General features: G+C 36.4%; 12 protein-coding genes and 1 pseudogene. 5 read left to right on the forward strand and 8 right to left on the reverse strand.

Features of this window, described 5'->3' with window-relative positions:
• Positions 1–2: 2 nt before the first annotated feature.
• A complete protein-coding gene (locus MKY08_RS11595; RefSeq protein WP_069512773.1) occupies positions 3–224 on the reverse strand; it encodes a YozE family protein in 222 nt (73 codons plus the stop codon).
• 273 nt (positions 225–497) lie between these two features.
• Between MKY08_RS11595 and MKY08_RS11600 the strand changes: the two genes are divergently transcribed.
• Complete coding sequence (locus tag MKY08_RS11600; RefSeq protein ID WP_069512414.1) at positions 498–2,339, forward strand: methyl-accepting chemotaxis protein; 1,842 nt, start codon at positions 498–500, stop codon at positions 2,337–2,339.
• A gap of 358 nt (positions 2,340–2,697) precedes the next feature.
• Here MKY08_RS11600 and msrB read toward each other — a convergent pair whose 3' ends face one another.
• The 5 genes from msrB to MKY08_RS11625 form a co-directional block, all read right to left on the reverse strand.
• A complete protein-coding gene (gene msrB / locus MKY08_RS11605) occupies positions 2,698–3,126 on the reverse strand; it encodes a peptide-methionine (R)-S-oxide reductase MsrB (protein ID WP_069512412.1) in 429 nt (142 codons plus the stop codon).
• A complete protein-coding gene (gene msrA, locus MKY08_RS11610) occupies positions 3,123–3,653 on the reverse strand; it encodes a peptide-methionine (S)-S-oxide reductase MsrA (RefSeq protein ID WP_069512410.1) in 531 nt (176 codons plus the stop codon). The genes msrB and msrA overlap by 4 nt, the downstream gene beginning before the upstream one ends.
• A 13-nt stretch (positions 3,654–3,666) precedes the next feature.
• Positions 3,667–4,248, reverse strand: a complete 582-nt coding sequence (locus tag MKY08_RS11615; protein WP_024364120.1) for a YpmS family protein — start codon at positions 4,246–4,248, stop codon at positions 3,667–3,669.
• Positions 4,249–4,252: 4 nt separating this feature from the next.
• On the reverse strand, positions 4,253–5,182 hold the full coding sequence (locus MKY08_RS11620; RefSeq protein ID WP_256093188.1) for a GDSL-type esterase/lipase family protein: 930 nt from the start codon (positions 5,180–5,182) through the stop codon (positions 4,253–4,255).
• 187 nt (positions 5,183–5,369) lie between these two features.
• Positions 5,370–6,212, reverse strand: coding sequence for a DegV family protein (locus MKY08_RS11625; protein WP_069512408.1), 843 nt, complete (start codon positions 6,210–6,212; stop codon positions 5,370–5,372).
• A gap of 266 nt (positions 6,213–6,478) precedes the next feature.
• Here MKY08_RS11625 and MKY08_RS11630 point away from each other — a divergent pair.
• Together MKY08_RS11630 and MKY08_RS11635 are read left to right on the forward strand one after the other, a co-directional pair.
• Positions 6,479–7,113, forward strand: a pseudogene (locus tag MKY08_RS11630) (hemolysin III family protein).
• A 298-nt stretch (positions 7,114–7,411) separates the two neighbouring features.
• Positions 7,412–7,642, forward strand: coding sequence for a helix-turn-helix domain-containing protein (locus MKY08_RS11635; protein WP_069512406.1), 231 nt, complete (start codon positions 7,412–7,414; stop codon positions 7,640–7,642).
• A 601-nt stretch (positions 7,643–8,243) separates the two neighbouring features.
• Here the strand turns inward: MKY08_RS11635 and MKY08_RS11640 are convergent.
• Both MKY08_RS11640 and MKY08_RS11645 read right to left on the reverse strand, forming a co-directional pair.
• A complete protein-coding gene (locus MKY08_RS11640) occupies positions 8,244–8,987 on the reverse strand; it encodes a YwqG family protein (RefSeq protein WP_069512404.1) in 744 nt (247 codons plus the stop codon).
• Between the two features lie 519 nt (positions 8,988–9,506).
• Positions 9,507–9,986, reverse strand: coding sequence for a dihydrofolate reductase (locus MKY08_RS11645; RefSeq protein WP_069512402.1), 480 nt, complete (start codon positions 9,984–9,986; stop codon positions 9,507–9,509).
• Positions 9,987–10,159: 173 nt separating this feature from the next.
• Here MKY08_RS11645 and MKY08_RS11650 point away from each other — a divergent pair, with 173 nt between their 5' ends.
• Together MKY08_RS11650 and MKY08_RS11655 are read left to right on the forward strand one after the other, a co-directional pair.
• Positions 10,160–11,077, forward strand: coding sequence for an alpha/beta hydrolase (locus MKY08_RS11650; protein WP_069512400.1), 918 nt, complete (start codon positions 10,160–10,162; stop codon positions 11,075–11,077).
• 62 nt (positions 11,078–11,139) lie between these two features.
• Positions 11,140–12,336, forward strand: a complete 1,197-nt coding sequence (locus MKY08_RS11655; protein WP_069512398.1) for a class I SAM-dependent rRNA methyltransferase — start codon at positions 11,140–11,142, stop codon at positions 12,334–12,336.
• Positions 12,337–12,463: the final 127 nt, after the last annotated feature.

The raw sequence follows: 12,463 nt of genomic DNA on the forward strand, positions 1-12,463 counted from the left end.
CATTATTGTCCTTGTTCCCTGTATAAATCCCATAACTCATCAAATACTTCAGTTGTTAAATTTTCTGTTGCAAACGTTTCGATATATGTAGATAACTCATCAAAATCCATGCTTTGTTTAGGAAAGTTATGTTCATGAAATACTTCTTCAGCAAATCGAACTTTTGCATCTGACCAATCTCCCCCTCTGAATGTTAATACATATAAATAAAAGCTCTTTTTCATTGTTGAAAAATGCCTCCCCTTTTCATTTTTACTTTCCGCTAGTTTATCAAAAAAAATACATTTCGTCATAAAATGTATCATTTTTTTCTTTAAGTATTTTTTCCTAGTGCAGAAAAACTGCATAGCCTTTTTCACCTTAAAGACTTTTGTCATGCAAAAATGTTACGCTTTTTTATCTGAAAAATGAAAATTTTGTGAAATTAGGATAGAATTTTTTAGTATTATACGATAGAATTGTAGTCAATCAATGCAAAAATTAGGAAGGTGATGGCGATGAAAAACAAGAATCAAGCTAGTAAACCTAAGAGAAACCGCCCTTCTCTCTTAGATTCTAATTTTTTCAGAAAAAAGAAAGCTATGGATTCTAAAGCTAGTAGGCACAATCTCCCTCCTACTACAGAAAAACGACAACGTTTTTATCATTTGATTCGAGGAAAAGTACTTATCATTTTTACTTTGCTTATTTTTATTAATGCAGCAATGGGTATATTGTCTTACATCAATATTACGAATCTTCAACAACAAATGGAGGATTTTACTGAGAAGAATGTACAAGAGCAGCTTACAGTAAATCAGCTTGCCTATGAAATTGCTAGATTAACCAACCTCGAACAAGCTTACCTAATTACCGGCAATGGTAGTTATTCCACTTCTTATAAAATGAAGATTGATTCTATTAATAAAAAAATAGCGGCTTTACAAGAAAAATTTGCAGACCGCGAAGTGGAACTTGGACATATACAAGCAATCAGCCAGTATTATAAAAACTATCTCCAATACTCAAAAAAGGTGATGACAATGCGAGATGAACTTGGTCTTGAACAAGCAAGGAAGCTCATGATTGAGGGCACTGGCGAATCAATGAAATTGCATATTGATAATAATATTGATGCCATTAATTTAGTAATGGACGAATCGAACAAAACAAAACTGAATAAATTGAATAAACAGGTAACTGTATCCAACACCTATTTCTTTATTTTTTCGATTATCAGTCTTATTGCCATTATCATTTTTGGCTATATGTTATTTAAATCATTAAAAAATAATACACGTGCGATTAACCATTCCATCTTAGATATTGCGCAAGCGGGTGGTGATTTAACAAGGCGCGTGCATGTGCGTAATCACGATGAATTTTCTACAATTGCTAACTCGACGAATACGCTTATTTTGTCTATTTCAAACCTTATTAAACGCGTCAGTGAACTTGCTGATCATGTATCAAATAGTAGCCGAGAGCTCATGACGCTAGCTGATGAAAATGCACGTACAATTCAAAATATTGCAGATGCAAGTGCAGATATCGCAAGTGATAGTGAGAATACCATCAATAGCATGAATAGTGCTCAACAAAAAATGAGTGATTTAGACCATTCTATGCATCAGTTGAATGAGCAAGCCAATGCCGTACAACGCGCTTCTGTCGCCATGCAACAAGCAGCAGATGAAGGAAGTCGTTCAGTACTTCAATCTACATTAGTCATGCAGTCAATTGAAGAAACGATAGCTTCTACCTCCACAACCGTTGAGGCACTTGGCCGCAAATCTGCAGATATAACCTCCATTATCGGTACGATTACAGCAATCTCTGAGCAAACAAATTTACTTGCATTAAATGCGGCAATTGAAGCAGCACGTGCTGGAGAGCATGGTCGTGGCTTTGCTGTCGTAGCAGATGAAGTACGCAAGCTCGCTGAGCAATCACAAACTGCGGCTAAAGAAGTAACAGCCATTGTAAATTCTATTCAAGATGAAGTGGCATCAATTATTACACAAAATCACAAAGGTGTCACAACGGTTATTCGAGGCGTTGAGGTGACAAATGAAACAAACCAATCATTGTCCAACATTTTAACGCAAACAAAAGAAACAACTGCCATTATTGCCACAATGGTTGATAAAATAGCCCATACGCTTGATTATAGTAACGCTGTAGCAAGTGATTTTGTGCATATTAACGCTTATGCTGAACAAACAGCATCCAATACCGTGATGTCTGCTGCTGCAGCTACCCAAGGATCTGCATCCATGCAAGAAATTAACGCGGCGGCAACCGAGCTGGCACATCAAGCTGATAGTTTACGTAGTGTTGTAGGTGCGTTTAAAATTTAAAAATGAGACTAGGACACAAGAGAAAAAGTGTTAGATTGACTGCAATCAATCTAACACTTTTTTGCTAAATCATTGGTGTCCACCACAGGTGGCACTTTTCGCTCAGCACAGTCAGACCACAATCTTCCCTAATGGGCATGCCCGCGTCTGACGTCTTTATGCGTTCTATGCAGGAGGCGCTTCCCTTCTCTAACCATGAATTTATTTTTTACAAAAGCAAGAATAGCTTAGTTCTCCAAGAATAGCGAAAATTTACGAATACCTTCCTCTATTTTTAATTATTTAGTTATATCCCACCCTCTCTTTTTTCCAATAATAAAAACGCCTGTACGAATTAAGCGTACTAGGCGTTTGATTATTACTTAAATAAAGCGCTATATTCAGCGTAGCCTTCTTGTTCTAAATCCGCTTTTGGAATAAAACGAAGTGATGCAGAATTGATACAGTAGCGCAAACCACCCAACTCTTGTGGACCGTCTGGGAAGACATGTCCTAGATGAGAATCAGCTTCTTTACTTCTTACCTCTACACGACGCATTCCATGGGAAGTATCAAAATGCTCCGTCACATGCTCTTGTGCAATTGGTTTTGCGAATGCTGGCCATCCACAGCCAGAATTGAATTTATCGTGGGAGCTAAAGAGTGGCTTTCCTGAAACAATATCGACATAAATTCCTTCTTCAAAATGTTGATCATATTCATTATGAAACGGTGGCTCAGTCCCATTTTCTTGCGTTACATAGTATTGCATATCTGTTAGTTCTTTTAAACGTTGCTCTTTATTCATCTTTTATGCCCCCAATGTTGTTCCTGAAATGCTTTGCGACCAGAACCGACTGCATAACGTTCGTAGTGCATTGGATTCTTTTTATAATAATATTGATGGTAGTCCTCCGCAGCATAAAATGTGCTTGCAGGTAAAATTTTTACAGCAATTGGCTTATCAAACTTTCCAGAAGCTTCTAAATCAGCCTTTGAACGTTCAGCTAATTCACGCTGCTCTTCATCATGGTAAAAAATGGCCGTTGTATAGGATTGTCCACGATCAAAAAATTGCCCACCAGCATCCGTTGGGTCAATTAATGTCCAAAATGTAGCTAATAATTGCTTGTATGAATAGACGTCATCATCAAATGTAATTTGAACCGCTTCTACATGACCTGTTGTTTCCGAACAGACTTGTTCATAGCTTGGATTTTCAACATGTCCACCAGTGTAACCAGAAACTACAGCTTTAATGCCAGGTGTTTCATCGAATGGCTTGACCATACACCAAAAACAGCCGCCTGCAAATGTCGCATTTTGTATTGCCATTTATTTTCACTCCTTATTTTCCTGGGACGATAATTTCCAATAAAATCTTATCGTTCGGTAAGTCTAATTCCTTCGCACGAACCCTCGAACCTGACGCAATATTTACTCGCGATAAATCAATATAAATTTCAGCTTTATTTGGATTGACTGTAATCCATGAAGGGAAATCCACCGAATCTCGCATAATTTTCATGGTCGTCTCCGGCGGAATGTTTAAAAGCCCTACATTCATCCCTGTTTGCTTTAAAATAATATTGCCTTTTTCATCAACGATCGGGTCAAAATTCATTGAAATCGGAATTTCTGTATAAAAAACAGTTAATTTACTTCGTAATTCAATATCATCTCCAATGGTAAAATCCAATGGCAATGGTGAGCCTTTAGCTGTGTCCTTTAAATATTTTTTGGTAATTGACTCTAACTCTTTCGTAGTTGTTTGGACTACAAGAACATTACCTGTTACGTTTTCTTCACTGTCTGCACTCTTCGCTAATTCAAATCCTTCAACTGGCTTCGTTGCTAAATAAACGACGAGGAGAATTGAAAAAATAACCATACCTGCTAACGCAAAAAATGCGAATTTCCATTTATTCATTTTTTCACTCCCCGAAGCCTATTTCCTTATTAATTTTTTGTTCCATTTTACATTGCTCCATTGCTGCTAAAATTCGCTCCGTCATTTTATCATATCCCTTTGCATTGGGGTGAAAAAAATCCGTGTGATAGACCAGTTCTTCATTTGAATCAAACAAGTCTTCTACAGAGACATAACAAGCGTTTGAATCCTTACTTGCTATTTTTTTGATAACGCTATTCCATTCTGTAATAATCGTATCAAATTCGTTGGCCTCATTTGTGACAATTGAAAAGGGATTATAAAACCCAATAAGTAATAATGGTACAGTTGGATTTTTTGCACGTATATTGTCAATTATTTTACTGTAACGATTCTCATAGGTTAATAATTCCTTATCAAAGGCATCTCTTTTCAAGTTAAACAGGTCTTTTTTGACTACTTTCATTACATCATTGCCACCCATTGTTAATGAAATAAACTGTGCTTGTTGTAACTCTTCATCATAATGCCCTTTTTTTAATAATTTTAATAGCTGATCGCTACGTCTCCCTCTTTTTCCCCGATTTTCAACCTTAACTTCTGATATCGAAGTCCAAGCTAACATTGAATCTGCTAATCTTCCAACATAACCGTCTTGACCATACTCATCCCCGACACCGTCTGTTAATGAATCTCCAAGTGCCAAGTAATGTAGTTGTTTTGCGTTGTCATCATCAATTTGCCGTAAATCCTCTGGTGTAGGCTCAAAAAAATGTTCAAAAATTTGCGTCAATACATTACTAGAGTGCTTTGCCTCTTCCTCTGCTTGTTGCTCATCCTGTCTCATATCTTGCTCCGTCCCTGACTGTTCATTTTCATCGTCAGCCTGCGGACTCGGTTCATCTATTGATATTGCACAACCACTTAGTATTAAGACGGTCAAACATGACAAAATAATTCGCCAGATGCCCATTTGACCACCTTCCATCATTTGCTGTTAGTTCTATTATAGATAGTTGTCACTACAAAGAAAAGTGACGATGCTCCAATTTATCAAGAAAAATCTAAGCATATTCATCTCAATACTTGTTAACCATTTTCCAAGCTGACTAAGAACAGTAAAAAGCTACTACAATTACTTATGTAGCAGCTCTTATCGATTATTCGGCAAAATAAATAAAACCAATTGCACCTGGACCGGTATGTGTAGAAATAATTGGAGAGGTAAAAGCAATTTCTACCTCATCAAAGCCTGTTCCTTCAACTAACTCTTTTAATGGACCGCCCATTGTTGTTAAGCCATCAGCATGTGAAATTCCTACAGCTTTTACTGTTTTACCAGCAGTATCCGCTTGGAATTGCTTGAATAAGTAATTGACAACCTGTTTGTGACTACGAACTTTTGACACAGGATTATATGCGCCACCTTCTAAGTTCGCAATTACTTTTATGTTGAGTAAAGAACCGATAAAGCCTGTTCCTTTACCAATTCGACCGCCCTTAATTAAATTTTCAAGTGTATCAACAATCACATATAAATGAGTATATTCACGTACTTTGTCTAAACGTGCGACGATTTCTTGCACAGTCGCTCCTGCATCGCGCATTTTAATGGCCTCTCGTAATTGTATCGCAAGCCCTATTGCAATAAAGCGAGAATCAATGACAGTTACATCTGCATCTGTCATTTGTGCCGCCTGTCGAGCTGATTCGACTGTTCCACTCATGCCACCTGTCATATGAATGGAAAGTATTTGATCCCCATCTTTTCCAAGCTCGTCGTACAATTCTTTAAATTTCCCTGGTGCAGGTTGAGAACTTTTCGGCAAATCTTTCGCATTTTTCATTAAACCTAAAAAAGTTTGTGGCTCTAAATCCACTCCATCTATATACGTTTTCCCATCAATTTGAATGGTTAACGGCACAATATGTATACCGTGTTGCATTACTTCTTCTTTTGTTAAATCACAAGTTGAGTCCGTTACAATATGAATTCGTCCCACTTCGACACATCCTTTTACTTCATTGAAATTATTATATAGACTAATGTTTCCATATGTAAACATGACATTTGTCATCTGACTTGTCTATTCCAAGTCTGTTTCATGTACACTACCTTGGATACTATAGCCTTTTTTCATTAAATTTGTCTAACATTTTCCTCTATAAATCGACATGACATTTTAAATAAGTAAATATATGACAAACATACATAGAAACAGTCAAATGAATGGGCTATTGTAAACATATAACGACGGGAGGGTGTACGATGATAAATTCATTTGACTATAAAACACGGAAGGAAGAATTGTGGAATGCCATCACCCACGGCGTAGGTTGCTCGCAAGTATTCCAGCGCTTGTGCTGTTACTATTAACCGCTGTCCACAACGGGCGAGCACTTTATATTACGACTTTTAGTATTTTCGGTGCATCTGTCATTATCTTGTTTATGATGTCTACCTTACTCCATAGTCTGCCTGAAAAATATAAATATTTTTTTGCTATCCTTGACCATTCCGCCATTTATATTTTAATTGCTGGGACCTACACACCATTTTTATTAATCGCACTTGGGGGTACATTAGGAATAACACTATTATGTATCATATGGACGCTTGCCTTACTTGGTGTGCTATTTAAATGCTTTTTTATTCATCGTTTTGATATCCTATCTCTTGTTTTTTACATTGGTATGGGCTGGCTTATTATGTTTGCCATAAAGCCAATCTATCTGTTCTTAGGGAGTCATGGCTTTGCTTATTTATTAGCTGGTGGTTTGTTCTATACAATTGGTGCTATCTTTTACGCGTGGCGCTCACTGCCTTATAATCATGCAATTTGGCATCTGTTTGTGTTAGCTGGATGTGGTTCAATGTATGCTTGTGTGTATCTGTATTTATAAATTAATGCATCCACATCGAATATAAAAGACAACGCACGGTGTTACTCTGTAAAATTCAAGTTAAGTGAATGTATTATTAAACAGTAATATCAAGAGGTTGTCTTTAATGTCACACATTATATTAAATAATTAGTACATCACTCATAATATAGTGGTGTACTTTTTTGTTTGTTAGACCTCTAAAGACCTCGTTTATCAACACCTCTACCCTTTATAAGTAAATATTTACAGTAATTAAATGTTGTGGTAAAACAGAACGAATATTCCCGAAACGTACATTCTGTTTGGAGGCAATAGCTTGAAAGAATATAAAGTAAAAGAAGTGGCTGACTTATTAGATAAGCACGAAGAAACTATTAAACGTTGGATACGGTCAGGCAAATTCCCTAACGCATATAGAAATAGCGATAAAGAAGGTTGGAGAGTTATTGAATCTGATTTATTGAAACTTAATAAAATGATTCCAGTTAGTGAGTTTGAACAGAAAGGTACTATAAAACCTGAAGTCAACACGCTCGTACTGAACTGAAAGAAATTGAGTTGATTGAACAGTATAGAAAAGAAGAAGACTATGACCCCGACATTCAATTCAAAAAATAAACGGCCTTGGCTAACCGAAAATCATAAAAGACTTAGTGACTGGGAGATACGAATAGGCAAAGAAACAATTGATTGGTTAATAAACAAGGGTATACCTGTCTCTTTTGCCAATGTTGCTCAATGGTCTAAAGAAGTCGATACTGAAGTTAAGGGATTCACGAAAATACAATACGGTCAAATGAAGAGTTGTATGAATATTACAAGCAACATAGTAAAACCTTTAAACAGAGAGAAAATAACAAAGGAATTAAAACAAACAACTTGAATCTGACGTTAGTTTCCAAATGCTTAAACCCAATCGTAATCTTGACAATCTTCATAGGAAGTATATGAAACTATCAAAGCAAGAACTTGCACAAAGACTAATTCTTGCTGAACAGTATATTTCAGAAAACGAAAATAAATGGGTTAAAGCTCATTTTGAATCATTTAAGGAGTAAAAAGAGACAGCGATTGCTGTCTCTTCTTCAACTAAAGCACCCCGTTACACAAGTGAAATGTTTCACAAATTCCTTTTTCCCAATTGCTCTTTAGCCTGCATCTGACTTTAGCCTACTAAAGTCCAAGTTTTTCAGTCGTTCTATTTCAATAAATATCATTAATTTATCGCCGTCATGCCAACACCACTCAAGACTCTCATCCGAATCAACGGTTAAAAGTGAGATCCATTCTGCTCCAGGCGTTGGATCATATGCTAGTGTAGAATGCGAAGGGTAGCCTAGAAGATAGTCCGAACTTTTATGTAGAGAATCCCGGATTTCGGTGTATATGTCGCTCTGTGCATCATCGAAAGGCCAGTCCTTCAACTGGTATTCGTCATAAGGAATATCAATAGTCGGGAGAAACTCAAGCACTGTGGTCTTGCCAATATCTGAATGGGGTGGCATCATCGTCTCAAGATTCGTTGTTTCGGGAATATAGATACCATGAATATATCCGTCCTCAAACGCCTCTAGATAACCATCATCTTCATTATCATAATCATCTGCTACAAAGAGACTTAGGAGTCCTTTCGATGGCAGACCTCTTTCAGTTGAAGCGATTTCTGCGAAATTGATCTGGCCAAGGAAGCGATAAGGCTTCTTCTCATACGTTGGCCATTCGCTACCAACTGGTAAATCAGGTGCTCCTCCAAAACGACTACAGCCCAATTGTGGTTCGGCATCTGTATGCCTAAGTATATCAATTGCTGGCCTCAATACTTGAGATAAAAACTCTTTATGATTTGCAATATTTGACTGTTCAATCATCTCTAGAAATTTTTTCTTAATCATTATATCCTCCCTGCGTATGTTTTTCTTTAAATGCGGTTTGAATTTCCCACATATTTAATTGTACTTCATCGTATTTGCGAAACCAACAATAATACCATTAATGGAAAAATATAGACAAGTTGTTATGTGAGAGTTAACAACACTATTCAACTAACCTGCATCGTTAGTTGAATAGCAACAATCTTTTAGAAAACAACCTATATTATTACATAGAAGTTTAAGAATTAGGCTTTAATGTACAATTAATAATTGATATAAGCTCCTTTTAAATTACTGCAACATTAGATTGATTTAATGTTGTAGTAAATAGGGGCATCTGTGTTAAAAAAGAGGATAGATAGAGCGAATTTATTTAAGCTCTTCTATCCCTTTAATTTCTATATATAATGTGTGATATTAAATTAGAATTAACTATTAATAATAGTTTCAGCTTATAACTTGAATTCTAATAAAAAAGCTCACACCGTGCGTTTTATGCAAGTTGGAAAACTTTTGTTTGCTGCTAAATCCTACTAACTGTCATTGTCTGCGTTCATAAATTTGATATTGAAATGTGTAACCTTCAGGTGCTGTTTCTGGTTCTTGTGACGAAACTAAAACAAAATCATCTTCATATGTTGGGAAAAATGTATCCCCTTTAAAAGAATGATTAATTTTTGTAATGTATATGAGATCCGTTAGCTCCATAGATAGTCTAAAAATTTGTTCACCGCCAATAATCATGATTTCAGGAACGTCCCCTGCTAATGCAAGAGCTTCCTCAATACTTGTCGCCGTCTCTATTCCATCCGCACGATAATTTGCATCACGTGTAACGACAATATTACGTCGCCCTGGTAGAGGTCGACCAATCGATTCAAATGTTTTACGACCCATAATCATAGGCTTGCCCATCGTTTTTTGCTTAAAATATTGTAAATCCCCCGGTAAATGCCACGGCATACCGTTTTCATAGCCAATAACATGGTTATGATCATGTGCTACTATTAATGAAATCATACTTCCCCTCCAAGTTATATCCTTCATTCTATTATAAACATATTTTTACTTTACTATCGGAATAATTCTGCTCATTATTAAAATAATTTTCTTAATTGATACTAAAACCTAGTAAAATTATAAGAATAGTTTATAATAAAGATTAATACTTAAACGATTAAAGGATGATGATCATGACACGTTTAACAAAAGAGGCTATTCGCTATATTCAAGAAACAGCTAGAACACCCCATTATTATGAAATGACACCACAGGAAGCCAGATACGCACGTACAGTTCCAACATGGCAATCCGGCCATTCACCACAACTTGCTTCTATAGAAAATAAAAAAATAAGCGTGCGTGATGGCCAAGAAATTAATATTCGTATTTACATTCCGGAACAGGCAGAAAAATTACCCGTAATTATTTATTATCACGGTGGTGGCTGGGTATTCGGCAATTTAGAATCCGCTGATGCTGGTTGTCGGCTACTTGCAGACAAAGCCCATGCCATTGTCGTATCCATTGATTATCGCTTAGCACCAGAATACCCATTCCCAATACCTTTACACGATGCCTACGATGGCTTACTGTGGGTTTTTGATAACATTGCAACTTTTGGTGGTGATAATAGTCAATTATCAGTAGCTGGGGATAGTGCTGGGGGCAACTTAGCAACCGTTGTCAGCTATTTAGCTGCGACATTTAATGGCCCCAAAATTACTGCGCAAGCATTGATTTATCCTGTTGTAAACCTTGATTTTTCGACGGCTTCTTATAATGCTTTTGGCGAACACTTTGGTTTGGATAAACAAGGGATGCAATGGTTTGCAGCGCAATATACGGAGACAAACCATTTTATGAATCCACTTGTCTCCCCTTTGCATATTGAAGACTTTAGCGTTCTTCCCAAAACAATGATTATTGCAGCTGAAGCAGATGTACTCTACGATGAAGGACTTGCTTACGCTCATAAATTAGCTGAAGCGGGCGTTTATGTCGAACATATTCACATGGCTGGTTTGATTCATAGTTATTTCAGTAAAATGGCATTTTTTGAAGCAGCCACAATTGAAACAGTCGAAAAAATTGCGACATTCGTGAAATAAGTTTGTGTAATGACACTAAACAATGCGATAATAGAGCAAAATGTTTTTTAAAGGATGACAACATGACACAAACTATTGCATTACAAATTAACAATCAATTTGCAGGACCATTAAAAAAAGGTTATCCGCTAATTTCAAAAGATGCCGTTGATACACGTAAACTGCCTGCTGAAGAAGGAGCCCTACTTCGTCTGTTAGATATTCATAACCGCTTTATAGGGACAGGCTATTATGGTATCCAAAATAAAGGCATTGGCTGGTTGTTGTCTACCGATGCTAATGAAGAAATTGACAAAACTTTTTTTGCAAAAAAAATTAAAAAGGCCGTTCAAAATCGTGAAGTATTCTTTAATAATCCTGATACGACTGCTTTTCGTGTCTTTAACGGCGAGGGTGATGGCATCGGTGGTATGACAATTGACTTTTTCGATGGCTATTATATGGTGAGTTGGTATAGTGCTGGCATTTATTCATTTAAAGAGGTCATTTATGAGGCACTTTCAGAAACCGTAAACTTTAAAGCGATATATGAGAAAAAGCGTTTTGATAGTAAAGGACAATATATCGAACAAGACGATTTTGTAATGGGCACACCTGGTGAGTTTCCACTAATCGTGAAGGAAAATGGTATGAATTACGCTGTCCATTTAAATGATGGTGCTATGACAGGTATTTTCCTCGACCAGCGTGACGTACGATTTGCTATTCGTGAACGCTATTCAAACGCTAAAACTGTGTTAAACACATTCTCGTATACAGGTGCGTTTTCTGTAGCAGCGGCACTAGGTGGAGCTACGAAAACGACAAGTGTCGATGTAGCCAAACGCAGTTTAGCCAAAACTATCGAGCAATTTAGTGTCAATCAAATTGACTATGAAGCACAGGATATTAAAGTAATGGATGTATTCCATTATTTCAAATATGCGCAACGCCATCAGTTGAAATTTGATCTTGTTGTATTAGATCCTCCTAGCTTTGCTCGAACAAAACAAATTACGTTCTCAACTGCTAAAGACTATCCTAAGCTATTAAAAGATGCAATCGAGATTACTGAAAAAAATGGTATTATTGTGGCTTCTACAAATAATGCAAGCTTTGGTATGAAAAAGTTTAAAGGCTTTATCGATCAAGCGTTTAAAGAAACGAATATTCGTTATAAAATCGTTGAAGAATATGGTTTACCAAAGGATTTCCGTGTACCACGTGAGCATCCTGAATTTAATTACTTAAAAGTTGTTTTTATTCAGAAGCTAAACTAAAAAGAGTGACTTAAGTAAAGTCACTCACAGAGCTGTAGACAAAGTCGATTATTTCACCTTTGTCTACTATTTTTTCTTAAATCAAGCTTCCATTACTTTGTTAAAAAAACGAAAAGATAACCTAAAA

The organism is Lysinibacillus sp. FSL M8-0337, from assembly GCF_038593855.1.
In the GTDB taxonomy this organism is placed as follows: domain Bacteria; phylum Bacillota; class Bacilli; order Bacillales_A; family Planococcaceae; genus Lysinibacillus; species Lysinibacillus sphaericus_D.